The sequence below is a fragment of the Variovorax sp. UC74_104 genome (assembly GCF_044055375.1).
In the GTDB taxonomy this organism is placed as follows: Bacteria; Pseudomonadota; Gammaproteobacteria; order Burkholderiales; family Burkholderiaceae_C; genus Variovorax.
Genome location: NZ_CP171978.1, coordinates 1,543,387 through 1,559,637, shown reverse-complemented (window position 1 = coordinate 1,559,637; position 16,251 = coordinate 1,543,387). Strand labels below are relative to the sequence as shown.

General features: G+C 66.2%; 16 protein-coding genes and 1 pseudogene. 7 read left to right on the top strand and 10 right to left on the bottom strand.

The genetic code is table 11. The features are described from left to right. Positions 1-32 precede the first annotated feature (32 nt). Complete coding sequence (nadE, locus tag ACHMXA_RS07320; protein ID WP_395319696.1) at positions 33-872, top strand: ammonia-dependent NAD(+) synthetase; 840 nt, start codon at positions 33-35, stop codon at positions 870-872. Between the two features lie 50 nt (positions 873-922). Here the strand turns inward: nadE and ACHMXA_RS07315 are convergent, their stop codons facing one another. Further along, positions 923-1,189 (bottom strand): hypothetical protein, encoded by a 267-nt coding sequence (locus tag ACHMXA_RS07315; RefSeq protein WP_176667644.1) that lies wholly within the window; start codon positions 1,187-1,189, stop codon positions 923-925. Here ACHMXA_RS07315 and ACHMXA_RS07310 point away from each other — a divergent pair. Further along, a pseudogene (locus ACHMXA_RS07310) lies at positions 1,158-1,422 on the top strand (IS701 family transposase); the annotation flags it as partial. The gene ACHMXA_RS07315 and the pseudogene ACHMXA_RS07310 sit on opposite strands and share 32 nt — an antisense overlap. Before the next feature lie 385 nt (positions 1,423-1,807). Here ACHMXA_RS07310 and ACHMXA_RS07305 read toward each other — a convergent pair. The 4 genes from ACHMXA_RS07305 to ACHMXA_RS07290 form a co-directional block, all read right to left on the bottom strand. Next, positions 1,808-2,212 carry a helix-turn-helix transcriptional regulator gene (locus ACHMXA_RS07305; RefSeq protein WP_371132258.1) on the bottom strand — a complete coding sequence of 135 codons (405 nt, stop codon included), beginning with the start codon at positions 2,210-2,212 and terminating at the stop codon, positions 1,808-1,810. Positions 2,213-3,080: 868 nt separating this feature from the next. Next, the gene (locus tag ACHMXA_RS07300) at positions 3,081-4,187 is read right to left on the bottom strand and encodes a relaxase/mobilization nuclease domain-containing protein (protein ID WP_395319693.1); all 1,107 of its coding nucleotides are present in this window, start codon (positions 4,185-4,187) and stop codon (positions 3,081-3,083) included. After that, the gene (locus ACHMXA_RS07295) at positions 4,180-4,761 is read right to left on the bottom strand and encodes a hypothetical protein (protein ID WP_395319691.1); all 582 of its coding nucleotides are present in this window, start codon (positions 4,759-4,761) and stop codon (positions 4,180-4,182) included. The genes ACHMXA_RS07300 and ACHMXA_RS07295 overlap by 8 nt, the downstream gene beginning before the upstream one ends. 357 nt (positions 4,762-5,118) lie before the next feature. Beyond that, positions 5,119-5,691: a helix-turn-helix domain-containing protein gene (locus ACHMXA_RS07290; RefSeq protein ID WP_395319689.1), complete on the bottom strand. Its 573-nt coding sequence runs from the start codon at positions 5,689-5,691 to the stop codon at positions 5,119-5,121. A 217-nt stretch (positions 5,692-5,908) separates the two neighbouring features. On the opposite strand from ACHMXA_RS07290, the gene ACHMXA_RS07285 reads away from it, so the two are divergent. Beyond that, on the top strand, positions 5,909-6,151 hold the full coding sequence (locus ACHMXA_RS07285; protein WP_176667641.1) for a helix-turn-helix transcriptional regulator: 243 nt from the start codon (positions 5,909-5,911) through the stop codon (positions 6,149-6,151). 422 nt (positions 6,152-6,573) lie between these two features. Here the strand turns inward: ACHMXA_RS07285 and ACHMXA_RS07280 are convergent, their stop codons facing one another. The 3 genes from ACHMXA_RS07280 to ACHMXA_RS07270 all read right to left on the bottom strand — a co-directional run bounded on the left by ACHMXA_RS07280 (position 6,574) and on the right by ACHMXA_RS07270 (position 7,797). Further along, on the bottom strand, positions 6,574-6,840 hold the full coding sequence (locus tag ACHMXA_RS07280; protein ID WP_256099174.1) for a transposase: 267 nt from the start codon (positions 6,838-6,840) through the stop codon (positions 6,574-6,576). A gap of 41 nt (positions 6,841-6,881) precedes the next feature. Further along, the gene (locus ACHMXA_RS07275; protein ID WP_395319686.1) at positions 6,882-7,037 is read right to left on the bottom strand and encodes a transposase; all 156 of its coding nucleotides are present in this window, start codon (positions 7,035-7,037) and stop codon (positions 6,882-6,884) included. Between the two features lie 574 nt (positions 7,038-7,611). Further along, the gene (locus tag ACHMXA_RS07270; protein ID WP_395319684.1) at positions 7,612-7,797 is read right to left on the bottom strand and encodes a hypothetical protein; all 186 of its coding nucleotides are present in this window, start codon (positions 7,795-7,797) and stop codon (positions 7,612-7,614) included. A gap of 324 nt (positions 7,798-8,121) precedes the next feature. Between ACHMXA_RS07270 and ACHMXA_RS07265 the strand changes: the two genes are divergently transcribed. From ACHMXA_RS07265 to ACHMXA_RS07250, 4 genes are all read left to right on the top strand, one after another. Further along, positions 8,122-8,484, top strand: a complete 363-nt coding sequence (locus tag ACHMXA_RS07265; protein ID WP_395319682.1) for a hypothetical protein — start codon at positions 8,122-8,124, stop codon at positions 8,482-8,484. A 681-nt stretch (positions 8,485-9,165) separates the two neighbouring features. After that, on the top strand, positions 9,166-10,440 hold the full coding sequence (locus tag ACHMXA_RS07260; RefSeq protein WP_395319680.1) for an HlyD family efflux transporter periplasmic adaptor subunit: 1,275 nt from the start codon (positions 9,166-9,168) through the stop codon (positions 10,438-10,440). A gap of 51 nt (positions 10,441-10,491) precedes the next feature. Continuing rightward, a complete protein-coding gene (locus tag ACHMXA_RS07255) occupies positions 10,492-11,823 on the top strand; it encodes a hypothetical protein (protein WP_395319678.1) in 1,332 nt (443 codons plus the stop codon). Next, entirely contained in the window at positions 11,811-15,212 is a 3,402-nt protein-coding gene (locus ACHMXA_RS07250; RefSeq protein ID WP_395319676.1) for an efflux transporter outer membrane subunit, read from the top strand. The genes ACHMXA_RS07255 and ACHMXA_RS07250 overlap by 13 nt, the downstream gene beginning before the upstream one ends. Positions 15,213-15,248: 36 nt before the next feature. On the opposite strand, the gene ACHMXA_RS07245 is transcribed toward ACHMXA_RS07250, so the two are convergent. After that, a complete protein-coding gene (locus tag ACHMXA_RS07245; RefSeq protein ID WP_176667635.1) occupies positions 15,249-15,680 on the bottom strand; it encodes a hypothetical protein in 432 nt (143 codons plus the stop codon). Between the two features lie 159 nt (positions 15,681-15,839). Further along, on the bottom strand, positions 15,840-16,241 hold the full coding sequence (locus ACHMXA_RS07240; protein WP_301511583.1) for a PaaI family thioesterase: 402 nt from the start codon (positions 16,239-16,241) through the stop codon (positions 15,840-15,842). Between the last annotated feature and the right edge of the window lie 10 nt (positions 16,242-16,251).

Genomic DNA, 16,251 nt, shown 5'->3' with positions numbered 1-16,251 from the left:
TCCACCGGAAGAACTCAAGGAAAAATCGCCGTATGAATCACGACCTCTCTCCCGTCGACGACACGCAGCGCGAGATCATCGCGGCGCTGCATGTCGCGCCCGTCTTCGATGCCGCCCGCGAGCTGGAGCGGCGCGTCGACTTTCTCGCGGACTACCTGAAGCGGACCGGCCTGAAGACGCTGGTGCTGGGCATCAGCGGCGGCGTCGATTCGCTGACCGCCGGCTGCCTCGCGCAGCGCGCGGTCGAGAAGCTGCGCGCCACCGGCTACGACGCGAGCTTCATCGCGATGCGCCTGCCCTACGGCGTGCAGAAGGACGAGGCCGAGGCGCAGGCCTCGCTCGCGGTGATGAAGCCCGACCGCACCATCACGGTCGATATCCGACCCGCCGCGGACGCCATGCTCGCGGCGCTGAAGGCCGGCGACCTGAAGTTCCGCGATGCGGCGCATGAAGACTTCGTGCTGGGCAACATCAAGGCGCGCCAGCGCATGATCGCGCAGTTCGCGGTGGCCGGCGCGCACGACGGCATCGTCATCGGCACCGACCATGCGGCCGAGGCACTGATGGGCTTCTTCACCAAGTTCGGCGATGGCGCGGCTGACATCACGCCGCTCACCGGCCTCAACAAGCGCCGCGTGCGCGCGGTGGCGCAGCTGCTGGGCGCGCCCGACGCGCTGGTCCACAAGGTGCCCACCGCCGACCTCGAATCGCTGGTGCCCGGCAAGCCCGACGAAGACGCCTTCGGCGTCACCTACGAGCAGATCGACGACTTCCTCGAAGGCAAGCCGGTGTCGGCCGAGGCGCGGCGGATCATTCTTTCCACGCACCGCAAGAGCGCGCACAAGCGCGCGCTGCCCGTCGAGCCGTTCTGAGCGGGGCCCGTGCCGCCGTACGTGCCTAAGAGCGGGACGTCCTTCCGGCGTCAGGCCGACATCTCCGCCGCATAAGGCGCCGGAATACTGGCCTCGTAGCCGTTGCCGCGCACGACCGCATCGTAGCTACAGACGGTCTGATCCTGGGGGTCGTGCAGGGTCCAGCGCACCTGCGTGCCGTCGGGCGCCTCGTTCGCGACGTGCATCGAAGGCACGCCGATGTTGGCGCCCACGTGGGCATAGCGCGCGTCCACCGTCATCGGCACGTGGGGCGAAAAGGGCTCGCTGCCCGGCAGGTCACACCACTCGTGGTTCATGAGCAGGCTGGGTCTCGGCCACCACGAGGGCAGGTTGGCGGGGATACCACCGCCATGTCGCCTCGAGCATCGCGGCCTATGGGTTCTTGATGGCTGAACTCTTGGTGGTCGACAAGTCTGTCGGCAAAAAAACTTCATCGAATGCCAAGTGCCTGGATTACATCCCCCGCGGCAGTCCTGCGCGCACATCGCCACGTGGCGATGTCGATCACGACACTCAGCCCCGACTGAGATACCGGCTGCTCGCTCGTCTCGAGCAGTCCCCTGCTGCTCAAAGGCAGGCGCAAAGCTACTTTTTTGACACAGTAAGAATAGGCAGTACGGCCCCACGAACCCTGACTGTCGCTCGGCTCATCGAGCGCCTATGGCGAAAAATTCAAGAAGCGGTGGACCAGACAGCTTCCCCACGGTTGCCCCTTAGGAAGAGCTCCACCTTGACAGCGCAAGCTGGGCCACGTTTTAGGGCTAGCAACGGCGATCCAGCGATGATCTACAGTCCGCTCTCGATCACAGCGGTCGTCCATTGCCGGGCATGTCGCTGGCAGCTATCAATCTTCAGGGTTCATAGCAACTGGATTTTTAACTTCCGGGTAGAAGTCGTCGGACTGCAGGCGCGTGTCAGGCTCCAGTATCGAGGTCGCCCAGCCCGTGGGCATCCGAGTATCCCTCCGGATCATCTACCCAGCGCTGCAGCGCGGCACGTGGCCAACCGCAGGCGCGTCCACCCAAGTGCATAGGAGCTGGAAACTTGCCCTCAGCAATCCTGCGATATAGGGTCGCGCGGCTCAGTGCGGTGATGCGTATCACATCGTGCATGCGAAAGAACTCGGGCCCTTCCACGCTCGAAAGGTCAACACGGCGGTGACTGGAATGGGGTCCAAAATGCATGACATCTCCTTGAAACTGGTTTGAGCCTTCGAGCAGCGACCTGAGTACCGACGGCGAATCTCTGACTTGAAGAATCCGGACAGCGGCAGCACCGGCACCGAAACCAGCAGCAAACCATCCAGACTTGATCAGCATTGCGACCGTATCGAGCGCCTCCTTAGACTCGTCTCCAGCGTGGATGGACGTTGAGCATGCGACGACTCACGACTTCCGACAACTAACAACTTTCACAGTAGACAACCCCTACCTTTCGGCATCACTGCCCACACTCTCAGACGACGACTTCGCACCAGGGCTGCAGCCGAGTGCGAGACTCGCGTTATTGCGCCTCCGCTCGCACTCATAAGTGCGCTGCGTGACCCCCACCGGAAACAGACGCGGACCGCGCCTGGAACAGGAACCGCTTTTGCCCAGCGACTATCTAGAACGCCAACCACATGAGAGTGCGACGGTGCTCAAAAGTCCATCCAATCCACCCTCGATGCGTGGCATATGGCGCATAGATGGCCGATGGGAATTCCCGCTCACACGGCAAGGCCGCCGCCATCGCCGCGTCTTCCTGTTCAGCACGCAGGATGGGGTTCGTGCTTCGCTCGGGATCGCCAGACAATGACGGGATGAGGTTGCAACCGAGAAGCTGCAAACGCCGCGTCACGTGCAAGCAGTCAGATTGCAGCCGGGCTCACCGATTGGCATCGCCGACTTGGCCTGTGCCCAGCAGACGCGGCACCGTCGGCCCGTCATGTGGCGAAGTCAGACAGGCATCGATGGTCGAAACATGAGCAGTCGTACAGCTTCGGGCGACATGGCGCGCGGGCATCACGTTTCGTCATTGCGGCCTGCGAGAAGCAATTCGAGCAAATGAAGCGGCGCTTGCTGTCGCGGGCGGCGTGACCCACACGCCAGCCGCCAAGGGCGCCCTCAGCGAAATCGGTGGCACTCGCCAACGCGCGGAACCATTTCCCGACGTCAAGCTTCGTCGGCCGCTGCATAAGTTCCTGGCTTACCGAGCCGGTGCTCCAGGCGACTTGGCATCAGTACGCTCCTGCGCTCGATTTCTCTCCGCATCCTTCCAGCGCTCCGCCATGCGCTGCTCGTCGGTCTGCACGGCAGGCATGCGCCCAACGAAGCGCTCCACGCGTTCGGCCAATTCGGCCTGCCCCTGCCTTCTCAGCGTATCGGCGGTCGATTGCCAGTCCGCCACCACCTCCTGCCGGGTGCGCTGCATCTCATCTCCGCCGGCATCCAGGGTGTCTCGCCTTGCCTGTAGGGCCTGCAGCACGGCCCCAAGCTTGGCTCGCATGAAACTCGAAGTCTTCGGCGGCCGCCGACCTGCCCGCTCATCTGGTGCCAGCCGTCCGAACGCCCGAAGCGCACGCAGCCGGTGATGGATGGCGTCTTTCAGCGGCTTGCGGGTCTGGCCGCGCACCTGCCGTGGCGTCGCGTTGGCCGCTACGCCCTGCTCTCGCATCAGCGCGGCGAACTGTTCGCGCCATCGGCGCAACGTCTCCTTGCGGATGTACAGACGCTTGCCAGGCTCAAACTCGTGCTCGCACTTGACCACGAGATGCACATGCGGATGCGGCTGGTCGGTGTGCAGCACCATGGCGTAGCGGTACTGCAACGCGAAGTTCTCCCGCGCAAACACGCGTGCCGCTGCGCGCACCTTGTCCGGCGGCGTACCCGGCGGCATCGACAGCACGATGTTGTGGGCGAGCTTCACGCGGCTGTCCTTCTGGCCTGGAGCCGGCTTGGGCCTGTACTGACTGCTGCACAGGTCCAGTTGCCAGTCGGTGACGATCTCCCTGGGCGCCCCGCGGCCCTGCACGGCAGGTCCCTCATCGGTCTCGAGGGGGAGCTTGCCGTGCCGGCTGATGTAGCGCAGGTGCGCCTCGACGCCACCGGCGTCGCGCCCGCCGCCGGATACCTTCACCAGCACCTCGGGCGTGCGTCCCACCGTGCGCTGGATCTGCGCGATCTCGCCGGCCCCGAAGCGCAGGGTGCCACCGGGTCCGCGCCGGCCATAGCTCACGATGTCCAGCGCCATGTCGCGTGCGCCATCGGCGGATCGGCGACCGCCGCGTGCGAGCCGCAAAGTCTGCTCAGGCATGGTCCACCTCGTGGCCGTGGGTCTCCCAGCTGATCAGATTGCGCTGCACGATGGCGGCCGTCGCCTGGCGCACCTGCTCGATCTCCCTTCGGGCAAGCGCAAGTGCATCGATGATCTCGCAGGCCTGCGGCTGTGTGAAGGTGTTCGGCAAACCGAACATCCGGAACTGTCGTCCGAGCGCGGCCAGTTGTGCGCAGGTCGCCTTGATCTGGGTGAGTTGGTTCGGCGGAAGCACCACGGGTCCATGCACATGGTTGTGGATCAGCATGGCCAGGTAGCTGCCCGGCTTCATGCCCCGCAACCCGGCCCGTTCAGCAATCAGGGCACGATCCCCCGCGCGAAGCCGCATGGTGATGCGATCTTCGGAAAGACGGCCGGTGTCCGAAGCGCGCGGGGCATGCGTGGAGGACGACACCGTGGTCGAGGGCGCATTGGTGCGCAGAACTTCGTCGACGAGCTTGGCGAGCAGGCCGGCCTCGGTGAGTTGATGACGTGCCGCGAGCGCAGCAAACCGGGTCCGGGTTTCGGCCGACACCCGGGTCCCAATCACGCTCGATCGAGAGGTCTTGGTCATCGCGACGCCATCGCTGTTAACAATGTCTGACGGCAGTCTATCCTGCCCTCACAGCCGCACAAGGACTCTGCCCTCAAAACTCCCCGCTTCTTGCCACCATCTCGTTTAAGCTGCCGGCATACATCATCCATCCTGCTCACGCAGAGTGCCCTGCACGACTGTCTGATAGATGTCTCGCCCTTTCATCGAACAAGAAGGGCTCCGCACTTGATAGCCGGCCGGAGCTCCCTCGACATTCGGCATGCCGAACGCCGAACCCGGGAGAAACAAAAGAAATTGGTATGAGCGAATGCCAAAGCGATGAGTCGGGCCGGCATCGACCTCACTCAGCAAGCCTGACAGTTCGCCGCGAGTAACCTAGTCGCGCAGTGTAAAAACTACCGAGAGGTAGGAGACCGGTCCCGAGTGGATGGTCTCAATGCCGTGCAGCGCACTCGCCTCAAACAGCAGTGAGTCTCCCGCTCTCACCTCAACCATCTTGCTGCCATAGCGGTAGCTGACCTCGCCGGACAGGAAGTACAGGAACTTCAGACCCGGGTGCTGGAAAGTCATATAGGGATCGGCGCCCGGCAGCAGCGTTACCAGGTAGGGTTCGACAAACAAGTTGCCCGACAATAGGTGGCCCAGCAGCTCGTAGTGATAGCCCGCCACGGCCCCAATGCGGTCGACTACAAGCCCCTGCCCTGCCCGCACGTGGCAGAAGTCCGTGCGCCGCGCCTGATCGCAGAAGAAGCGCGAGACCGGCACGTGCAACCCCTGCGCGAGCCGCTCCAGCGTCTCGACTGAGGGCGACACCAGACCTCGCTCGATGCGCGAAAGCATCGACGCCGAGATCTCGGACGCCAGCGCCAGTTGGCCCGCAGACCGCCCCGCTGCAACGCGCAGCGCTCGCACCTGCGCGCCGATCCGGGCGGCGGACAAGCTCCGCACCACAGGCTCAGACTGCCGAGGTCGTGCGCGCGTCACTGAGAACGGCAACCGTAGGCGGTATGCCGTTGGCAGAGGCGAAGCGGCCTGTCGACGCGTCATTTGGATCTCATAGCAAAAGAGTCGTGAGAAAGGCCAAAGCGGCATTTTTCCCCGACGTCCATGATACCCCAGAAAAGGTCGAAATGGCCTTTTTTAGTCTGTCTCTGAGCATCAAGTGGTGCCTCCGTCCATTCATCATCGCCGATACGAAGTGCTAAGAAAGCACCTGCGTTACCTCCGGCGCGCTGCCGGTTTGACGCAAGCAGAACTGGGAGTACGGCTCAAAGTGGACCAGTCCCATGTATCCAAAGTCGAGCGAGGCGAACGGTATATGGACGTGCTGTTTTATTTGGACTGGTGTCGCGCTTGCAAACAACATCCGGAAGCCGCGATCGCGGTCCTGGTCAAGGCTGGAGCCTAGGGCTACGCTCATTCCGTCGATTTTGGACGCTCGTGTTTCGCAAAGCGAGATCTGCGGCGAGCGGATTTCATCGGTTTTCCTTTTGATTCGACGGGCCTGTGGCCCCTTTTGCCCTGTACGGGTGCATCTTCGCTAGCAGCAGCCCCCCGGGTCATGTTGTGACCAGAGAGAGCGCCGTAAACGCGTAGCGTTCTTGTGCAGCCCACGGTAACGCACCTTACTGAAGACGCACAGCCGCTAGACGATGGCAAACATGTGCTCACGCGTGCACGCACCTTCGACTTCTCCCGGTTGCGACGCCGATGCAGCTCTTCGGCCCTCAACCGTTTTACGCACACACTGGTTCGTGCAGTCCTTCGCCGCAGGCGCCTCCTCGGCGATCACTTCCTGCTGCCCTGCATGGGCACAGTCTCCGTACACGTTCAGCTTGTCCGCGTGCAGCCGTTCGGGCGGGGGTATTTATCATGCACGTTCGCAGACGTGACCATCGGACTGTGCGCCAGCCCCGTGTGTCCGTCCACGCCAAGGTGCAGTTTCATTTCGAAGAACCAGTTCTTCTTGTCCTTGGCCGTCCGGTACGTTTCCGGGTCGCGCTTCTTGTCTTTGTTCTTCGTCGAACTGGGCACGCTAATGGTCGTGGCGCCCACGATCGTGCCCGCCCCCACCTTCATTCCATGGCCCGGCAGCATTTCGCGACCTTGGCGAACAGCGCTTGCCTCAGATCGTTCGTCTACAGCAGGCGACGGCACTTCAACAACAGCGTGGCATCGGGCCTCCACTCGCGATCCAGGTCGATCCCCATGAAGCTGCGCAGACTGGCGCTGTCGTACAGCGCTTCCTCGCACGCCTCGTCGGCCAAGTTGAATCTGTGCTGCGCGAACAGCATGCGAAGCATCCGCTGAAGCCTCGCTGGTGGGGCGGGCACCTTCTGCGGTGGGGCAATACGGCTCCAGGCCACGGCACGATCTTGTCACCGTCTTGGAACATGTAGCCCCTGGGCGGGCGGCGCAACTGCTCGAAGCCTTTGACGCCATGGCAAGAGTCTGTTGCTTCATGCCTCCATGAACGCATCCGCCGGTCTCGCGGCAGACTTCTTTCAGCGTAGCCGTAGGTCTGTCACCCCCCATGACAGCCCGCAAATCCATGGACAGCGACCGGCTATCGAATAGTGGGATTGAGGCACGCTTCTCGCTGCTCCGTTGCGCGATAATCTGACTTAGGTCGGACGGAATGCACCATTTGAACTTTCGCACCGCACGACCTTAAATGGTCTGGTGTACCCGAAGGTGTGCCCAGAGAACAGGAGCAGTGAGCGAAAGCAAGTGCTGGCGAGGGTTGCGCAGAATTATTCGATTCCGCCCCAGCCACCACTTCCAAGCCCCTGATTCTTGAATGAATCAGGGGCTTTTCAGTTTTTCAGTTATGGGCCCTGCCGGCTTGCTTGCACGGTCCAGCGGCCCTCAGGCCGCGCAACTCTCGCGCAGCGAGCCGATGGTGCCTTCCGCTGCCTCGATACGCCGATACAGTTCCTCGTTGACAAGCCGGACCAGCGCGCCGAGTTCAGAGCGTGTCGGATAGACCTCTTCGCAGTCGCTCACATGCCGGGCGACGATGAGCTTCTCTAGGCACGCGTACGCGCAGTGCACTTCGCGAATGCTCGCGATGTCATCGCCTGCTTGCAGTGCGAGTGATTCAGGGTCGTGTTGAAGAGGGCGCGAGGGCGCGCGAACGGATTTAAGCCATGAACGATCTCCAGAAGCTTGCTTCCAAGAGCTTCTTCGAGCTGCTAAACCCGATCACGCCGTCTCGCGGCGCGACGGGCGCAAGTATAGACATCGGCCCCTCGCCGCCACGCGTGACACCACGCGTGACATTTGGGAACGTTCTTCACCGTAGCGATGTGCGCCGTGCCATGAGCCCGGGCGTTGGTGATGCATCAGAGGCTTTTTTCGTCCTCAGGAGTGAAAGAAATGACTTTTTCCCGATCCATGTTCAAGCTGGCTGCCGCGGGTCTCGTTGCCGCCGGTGCCTTGTTCGCCGCCGCATCCGCCAATGCCGGAACAAGCTGGTCCATCGGCGTCAACGTGCCGGGCGTGGTCGTGAGCGAGCCTGCGCCGGTCTACTACGAACCGGCTCCCGTTTATTCGCGGCCGGCTCCGACCTACTATCAGCCTGCCCCGGTCTATTCGACGCCGGCACCCGTCTACTACGAACCGAGCTGGGAGGAACGCCGTGCCCAGCGCTGGGAAGAACGCCGTGCGGAGCGCCGCGAATGGCGCCGCCATCAATGGGAGCGCGAGCAGTACCGCCGCTACTACGAAGGTCGCGACTGAGCGACCCGGGCAGGGGGCAACGTCGATCGGCGCGACTGCGCCAAGGCGTTGCCGGACCGTGCCGATGATCCCTGCGCAATACAGCGACAGCGCAATTTCTTCCCGGGCACGCTGCTCGCCCGGCGAAGCAGCCCGCCGATACGCATACGGCGGCGCATCCTTCCTTTCATGACTCCCGATCGCTCTCCGATGCGCGCGGCACCGCGTCGATCGGCGACTGACTGCTGCTGAATTTCCACGGTCGTCGTGACCGTTCGCGGCTATATCGTTACCGCGTGTTGACCGCGAAGCCCCTCGCGCGGTCGTCGGCGTCGCGCGCCGAAGAACGACATCCATCGCACTCCAGAAAGACCGGGCCCGCTGATTCCCTGACAACCGGGGGCCACGCGATGCCTCGGCATGCCTGCGCGCTTGCGCGCTGTCAATCCCTCGCGCCTCGGAGCCGATGTAGGACTTCACCCTGCTTCGCGCTCCCGAATTAGATGTGAAGTTTGCACATCTTGTTGCTCACCGAAGCAGAAAGGACTCAGCTTCGGGCGTACCTTTATTGCATCGCAGCATGAAAAACAGAGCGCGCTGCAATCCGTGGACCGGTGGAGGACTGGGATCGGGTCTCTTTCTTTCAACACCAGGCGGCGCGTCGCATCGGCGTGCCATCGACGTTTTCAAGGGGTGGTGGCTATGCGAGTGTCCAGACCGATTTCATCTTCGTCCGATGCGGCTCGCCGCGTCCGGGCCCTGGGCGGCCGACGCAGCCGGCAGCGGGGCGCCTTCGTTCCGAAGCTGGCGGGCTATGCGCTGCTGGCGTTCGTGCTGTGGCTCATGATTTCGACCCTGGTCGCGCCGCTGCTGTCGGCCCAGGCGACGCGGGCGGTGCTGCAGGCGCCGGTGGGGCTCGTCACCTCGCCGATCAGCGGCGTGGTCACGCAGATGGCGGTGCACTCGCGCGACGCGGTGGTGCCGGGCTCGCTGGTGGCGACGGTGCGCAATCCGACGGTGAGCCAGGAGATTCTCACCACGCTGACGACGCAGCGCCTGGCGTTGCAGAGCCAGCTGTCGCAGCTGGGCAACCAGTTCAAGGCCGACAGCCAGGAGATGAGGGCCGTGGGCCAGCAGGCGCAGGTGCATCGGCAAGCCTCGCTGGCGCAGACCTGGGACTCGTGGGAAATCGCCCAGCGCCAGCGCGACGTTGCGCACAGCGTGGTGGCCGAGCAGGAGAACAAGGTTCGCACCAGCGAGGCGCTGCTGAAGGAAGGCGCGATCAGTGAGCAGGTGATGAACGCTGCCGAGGCCCAGCTGAGCACCGCTCGCGCCAACGCGGCGGTGGCCGAGCAGGCCTTCGCCGGACAGGCGCAAACCGTGGCGAGCGCGGGGCAGGGCGCCTTCGTGGGCACCGGCGGCAGCAACCTGTTCCAGACGCTCACGAGCCGGCGCGAAGCGCTTCGCAACAGCATCGACCGGGCCCGGCAGGACGGCACGGCCATCGTGCAGCAGCTCAAGCAGATCTCGCAGCTCGAGGAAGACGAGCGCCACCGCGTCGAGAAGCTCGCCGCCTACCAGGTCACGGCAACGCAGCCGGGGCTGGTGCACACGGTGCTGATGCCCGAGGGCGCGTATGTCACCGCGGGCGCTTCGCTGGTGCGTGTCACCGATTGCAGCCGGCTCGGCGTGGTCGCGGTGTTTCCCGCGCGGCTGGCCAAGCGCCTGAGCATCGGCTCGGTGCTCGACGTGAAGATCGGCGAGAACACGGCCGCGATGCCCGCGCGCGTCGAACAGCTGCTGCCCGTGGCCTCCGACGCGCTGCAGAGCACGTACAGCGTGCCCTTCCCCTATGCCGAGCAGGGCTCCATCTACGCCGTGGCGCGCATCGAGGACGGCGAGTCGCAGCAGTCCGCGGCCCGCCAGCAGAGCATCTGCGTGCCGGGCAAGGTGGTCTCGGCCAGCCTCAGGACCTGAGCGCGGGCTCTTCGCGCGCCTCCAGGCTCCACATCCTCCAGAGAGAACGCCATGTCGATCTCCTCTTTTTCCCGTGTGCGGGTGTGGTGCGCCGCCTCGGCGGTGCTGGCCTGTGCCGCGGCCGCGGCTGCGGCGCCCCAGGCGGGCGCCACGCAGCAGGCGCTCGCGCGCGAAAGCTGCGAAGGGTTGCGCCGCGCGGTCGCGCACGACCAGGCGGGCGCCGCTTCCGGCCCGCTGTTCCTCGCGAGCTACAGGCCGGCCGAGGGCGCGCGCGGCGAGCCGCCGTTCGAGCCCGCGCTCGCGGGTGCCGCCTTCACCTACGACAACGCATTGGCCGGCATCGCGCTGCTGGCCTGCGGCGACCGCTCCGCCGCAAGGCACATCGGCGATGCGGTGGTGCGCGCGGTTGCGCACGACCAGAGCTTTTCCGACGGGCGCGTGCGCAACGCCTACCGCGCCGGACCGGTGACCGAAGAAAAGCCCGCGCTGCCCGGCCGCTGGGACGCGCAGCGCAAGCAGTGGATCGCCGACGCCTACCAGGTCAGCACCGCCACCGGCAACGTGGCCTGGGCGGCGCTGCTCATGCTGAACCTGTTCCAGGCCGAGCCCTCATCGGGTTCGGCCCCGGCCTATCTGGAGACCGCGCGCAAGCTGCTGGCCTGGACCGAGCAGAACACGCGCGCCAGGAACGGGCAGGACGGCTACAACGGCGGGCGCTACGGCTGGGACAACGCGCAGCGCGCCCAGACCTGGAAATCCACCGAGCACAACATCGACATCGCCATGGCCGCCGCATGGGCGGCGCGCGCCAGCGGCCAGCGCGACGCGCCGGAGCATCGGCAGGCGCGCACCGCGCTCGATTTCGTGGGCCGCATGTGGAGCCCCCAGGAGCAGCGCTTCCACATCGGCACCAAGGAGGACGGCGCGACCCTCTCCACCGAAGGCTCCGGCCTGGATGCGCAACTCTGGCCGCTGCTGGCCGCGCCCGAGGGCTCGTGCGCCTGGAGCAAGGGGCTCGACTGGGTGGAGAAGCACCATCGCTTCGAAGCCGGCTACGGCTTCTCGCGCAACCCCGACGGCATCTGGACCGAAGGCAGTGCGCAGGCCGCCGCCACGCTGGTGGCGCGCAAAGGCTCCGCGCCCGAGGCCCTGTGGCAATTGCTCGCATCGCAGCGAGCCGGCAACGGCCTGTACTACGCGACGCCGGCCTCCCGCATTTCCACCGGACTGGCCATCGGCCCCGACTCGGCGGGCGCCGACTTCTATTACTACCACTGGCCGCACCTCGGCGCCACGGCCTGGGTCGCCCTGGCCGCCACCGGTTTCAACCCCTTCACCGGCAAGACTGCCGCATCGGAAGCCACTCCATCATGTCCAGCCTGATCGCCACACCGGAATTCCAGCTCAACGCCCTGATCGGGGCAATCGCGCTGCTCCTGATGAGCCGGGCCAGCGTCGATCGCATCTCGCATCGCATGCTGTTCGGCGCGCTGACCGCGCTGCTCCTGCTTCGCTACGCGGTCTGGCGCGTGGTCGCCACCATGCCGCCATCGGACCTCGGCTTCGGAACGCTGTTCGCCTGGGTGTTCCTGTGCTTCGAGCTGGCGGCCATCGTCTACACGCTGATGTCCATCCAGATGCTGGTGAGGCGCCGCGACAACCGCGGGCAGGCCGACCGCGGAGAGGCCGCGCTGCGCGCCCGCGGCGGGCAGGTGCCGGCGGTGGACGTGTTCATCTGCACGTACAACGAAGAGCTGGCGGTGCTGGAGAAGACCATCATCGCCGCCCAGGCCATCGACTATCCGCGGCTGAATGTCTGGGTGCTCGACGACACCCGGCGCGACTGGCTGCGCGACTACTGCGAACGCAGGGGCGTGCACTACGCGCGGCGGCCCGACAACAGCCACGCCAAGGCCGGCAACCTCAACAACGGGCTGCGCCTGTCCGCGGACGCGACCAACGCGCCCTTCATCCTGGTGCTCGACGCGGACTTCGCGCCGCAGCGCGAGATCGTCTACCGCATGCTCGGGCTGTTCGAGGACCGCCGCGTCGGGCTGGTGCAGACGCCGCAGTTCTATTACAACGCCGACCCCATCCAGCACAACCTGCGCGCAACCGACAGCTGGGTCGACGAGCAGCGCGTGTTCTTCGACGTGCTGCAGCCGGCGAAGGACGCGGCCGATTCGGCCTTCTGCGTGGGCACCTCGTTCATCGTGCGGCGCGACCTGATCACCGCGGCGGGCGGCTTCCCGGTGGGCAGCGTGTGCGAGGACATCCACACCACCTATCTGCTGCTGCGGCGCGGCCACGTCACGCGCTGGCTGGGCGAGCGGCTGTCGAACGGGCTGTCGGCCGAGAGCATCATCGACTACATCAACCAGCGCAGCCGCTGGTGCCTGGGCACGGTGCAGCTCGCGCTGCTGCCCGACGGCCCGCTGCGCGGCGCGGGCTACAGCCTTTCGGCGCGGCTGCACTTCGTGCACGGGCTGCTGCACTGGCTGGGCAAGCCCTTCATGGCGCTGATCATGCTGGCGCCGGTGCTGTACTGGTATGCCGGCGTCTCGGCCTTCCATGCGACGCCGCAGGCCTTTGCCGCCTACGGCCTGCCGCCGCTCATGATGTTCTGGGCCTACAGCTACTGGATCAGCCAGCGCCGCTGCCTGCCCGTGTTCAGCGAGGTGAGCCAGCTGGTGGCCGCGATGGCCGTCACCGGCACGCTGCTCAACGCGATGCTGCGGCCCTTCGGCCACCCGTTCAAGGTGACGGCGAAGGGGCTCGACCGCTCCAGGACCGTCGTGCACTGGAAGCTGGTCGCCGTCTTCGGCGGCCTGTTCGTGGCGCTGCAGGGCGGCGCCGCCTCGGCGGCGCTGGAAGGGGCGGCGCTGACGCCCGGCGACGAACTCAACCTCGTGTGGACCGGCATCGCGCTGGTGCTGTGCCTCGGAGCGCTCATGGCCTGCGTCGACCTGCCCAGACCGCAGCAGGAAGAGCGCTTCCCGTGGCGCGCCCGTGCACGGGTGCGCACCGCCGCGGGAGAGGGCGAATCGCGCTTCGTCAACATCGCGGCCGACGGTGCGCTGCTCGAAGGCGGCTCCCTGTTCAAGCGCCTGCGCGTCGGCCAGCCGCTGGAGGTGTACGTCGACCCGGTGGGCTGGCTCCCGGCTCTTCTCGCGGGCCGCAGTTCGGCCGGTGCCGACCTGCGGTTCGCCGGCACCGAGGCGCAGCGCGAGCACCTGGTGAGGCATGTGTTCAACGTGGTGCCGAGTCATGTCGCCGTGCAGGTGCGGCCCTGGCGGGCCGCTTCGGCCCTGTTCGCGAGCGCGGGCTTCCGCTCGCCCGGCGCCGGCTTCGTGCGCCTGAGCCTGCGCCTGATATTGCTGGTGCTGGCGGTGTGCGTGCTGCTGGTGGTGAGCGGCTGCAATCTCACGCCGCCGATGAAGCAGCCCGACCTGTCCGTGCCCTCGCAATGGCCGGCCGGCGCGGCGCGGCCATCCGCGGAGCCGGTGGACTGGCGCGGCTTCGTGCAGGACGACGAACTGCGCGGCCTGATCGCCACCGCGCTGTCGCGCAACCGCGACCTGCGCGTCTACGCGGCGAAGGCGCGCGAGGCGCGGGCCGTGTATGCCGCGGGGCGTGCATCGCTGTTCCCGCCGCTGGGGCTCTCGGCCCATGCCCAGCGCGCGCAGACCACGCCGCAGGGCTCGCTGAGCCCGGTCGGCAACCTGCCCTCGGACGGCAGCGTTTCCAACAGCTTCGACATCCAGGCCGGCGTGACGTCGTACGAGCTCGATTTCTTCGGCCGCCAGCAGAGCAGCGCGCAGCAGGGCGGCTCGCTGGCCGAGGCCGGCGACCGCGACTACGCGGCAGCGCGCATGAACCTGGTGGGCGAGGTGTCGAATGCCTATCTCACGCTGCGCGCCGACCGCGCATTGCTGAGCCTGGCCGATTCCAACGCGGCCGGGCTGACCGCCAATGCCGACATGATCGGCCGCGCCAAGGCGGTCGGCGGCGCGGCGCAGCTGGACGTGTACCGCGCGCAGTCGCTGCTGCAGAACGCCCGCGTGCGACAGGAGGAATACCGCATGCGCGTCGCGCAGGATCTGCAGGGGCTGAACGTGCTGGTGGGCGAAGCCGTGCCGCCGGACACGGGCGCCGCTCGGCCCTGGCCGCAGCGCTCCACCGCGCAGGTCGCGCCGGGCATGCCGTCGAGCCTGCTGCAGCGCCGGCCCGACCTGCTGGCGGCCTACGCGCGCGTCGAGGCCGCCAACTCGGGTGTGGGCGCGGCCAAGGCGGCCATGCTGCCGACCATCTCGCTGACCGCGCTCACCGGCGGCGTGAGCAGGGAACTGTCGACGCTGCTCAGCGGCGGCAACGCCAGCTGGGCCGGCGTGCTGGGCGTGTCGCTGCCGCTGTTCGACTGGGGCCGCAGGTCCGCCAACGTCACGGCCAGCGAAGAGCGGCTGGCCGCGGCAATGGCTTCCTACGAATCCGCGGCGCAGGTGGCTTTTCGCGAAACCGCCAACGCGCTGATCGCCGACGACCATCTGGCGCCGCAGCTCGAGGCGCAGCAGGCGCGCGTGCAGGCGCTGGAGAAGGTGGCCGGCATTTCGCGCACGCGCTTTCGCAGCGGCCTGGAAGACTACTTCTCCAGCCAGGACGCGCAGCGCGAACTCTATGCCGAGCAGCAGCAGCTGATCGAGCTGCAGCTCAAGGCTGCCGTGAACATGGTCAACCTGTACAAGGCGATCGGCGGCGGGTGGGGCGCTGCGTAGCTGCGCAGGGCGTAGGGCGGGCCTGCTTTTTCGCCGCTACTTCTTCATCGCCTTGACTTCGGCCTTGCCCTTCTCCTCGTCCGCCTTGGCCTGCTTCACGCAGGCGGACTTGGCGTCGCCCTTCTGGTCGTCGCACTTTTCCTTGGCGATGCTGTAGGCCGCTTCCACCTTGGCTTCGGCCACCTTGCGGGCGTTGCTGTCGCTGGGCATCAGCTTCTGGTCGAGCTGGGCCTTGGCGATCTTTTCCTTGCCCTTGGCTTCCTCGACGCAGACGTCCTTGGCGTTGTCCTTCAAGGCGTCGCATGCGGCGCGGTCGGCCTTGTAGTCGGCCGCGATCTTGTCGCGGCCCGCCTTCAGTTCGGCAACGGCGGGGTCGACGGTTGCCGCCGGCGGCGTGTTCATCTGGGCGTGGGCCGAAAGCACGCCGAGGCAGGACGCGACGGCGCAGGACCATATGAGCTTGTTCATGGTCATCTCCTTGGGGGCACCGGCGTTGGTTGCACACAGGGATGAGGATGTCCGGCGCCTGAATCCCAGGCTAGGAACCATGGCGGGTGCGTCGATAGGACGCTGTGCGAAGCGGCCGTAAGCGCATGCCGACGCGCGCCGGCGGTGCGACCAGGCTCCTCAGTCGAGCACCAGCTGCGTCTGCGTGACCACCGCGCACAGCTTGCCGTCGGCATTGGTCACCGAGGTCTGCCACACCTGCGTCGTGCGCCCCCGATGCAGCGCCACGCTGGTGCCGGTGACCGTGGTGCCGACGCGCGCGCCCGCGATGAACTTGGTGCTCGAGTCGGTCGTCGTCGTGCGCTTGCCCTCGGGCAGGTTGACGATGGTGCCGACAGCGCCCAGCGTGTCCGCGAATGCCATGTAGGCGCCGCCGTGGAGGATGCCGCCGGCGGTGCACAGGTCGGGCCGCACCTCCATCTGCGCGACCACGCGCTCGGGCGCGAGCTCGGTGAGCCGCACGCCCATGAGGCCGGGGAAGATCGTGTCCAGCAGTTTCTGCATCGTGGCGATGTCGGGCATCGATGTCTCC

Bases quoted from the DNA above. Each gene is read 5' to 3' on its own strand.
- ACHMXA_RS07250 (WP_395319676.1), top strand. From the start codon at position 11,811: ATGTCCAGCCTGATCGCCACACCGGAATTCCAGCTCAACGCCCTGATC.
- ACHMXA_RS07255 (WP_395319678.1), top strand. From the start codon at position 10,492: ATGTCGATCTCCTCTTTTTCCCGTGTGCGGGTGTGGTGCGCCGCCTCG.
- ACHMXA_RS07305 (WP_371132258.1), bottom strand. From the start codon at position 2,212: ATGCTGATCAAGTCTGGATGGTTTGCTGCTGGTTTCGGTGCCGGTGCT.
- ACHMXA_RS07260 (WP_395319680.1), top strand. From the start codon at position 9,166: ATGCGAGTGTCCAGACCGATTTCATCTTCGTCCGATGCGGCTCGCCGC.
- ACHMXA_RS07245 (WP_176667635.1), bottom strand. From the start codon at position 15,680: ATGAACAAGCTCATATGGTCCTGCGCCGTCGCGTCCTGCCTCGGCGTG.
- ACHMXA_RS07275 (WP_395319686.1), bottom strand. From the start codon at position 7,037: ATGCTGTTCGCGCAGCACAGATTCAACTTGGCCGACGAGGCGTGCGAG.
- ACHMXA_RS07265 (WP_395319682.1), top strand. From the start codon at position 8,122: ATGACTTTTTCCCGATCCATGTTCAAGCTGGCTGCCGCGGGTCTCGTT.
- ACHMXA_RS07240 (WP_301511583.1), bottom strand. From the start codon at position 16,241: ATGCCCGACATCGCCACGATGCAGAAACTGCTGGACACGATCTTCCCC.
- ACHMXA_RS07280 (WP_256099174.1), bottom strand. From the start codon at position 6,840: ATGCTGCCGGGCCATGGAATGAAGGTGGGGGCGGGCACGATCGTGGGC.
- ACHMXA_RS07295 (WP_395319691.1), bottom strand. From the start codon at position 4,761: ATGACCAAGACCTCTCGATCGAGCGTGATTGGGACCCGGGTGTCGGCC.
- nadE (WP_395319696.1), top strand. From the start codon at position 33: ATGAATCACGACCTCTCTCCCGTCGACGACACGCAGCGCGAGATCATC.
- ACHMXA_RS07315 (WP_176667644.1), bottom strand. From the start codon at position 1,189: ATGAACCACGAGTGGTGTGACCTGCCGGGCAGCGAGCCCTTTTCGCCC.
- ACHMXA_RS07300 (WP_395319693.1), bottom strand. From the start codon at position 4,187: ATGCCTGAGCAGACTTTGCGGCTCGCACGCGGCGGTCGCCGATCCGCC.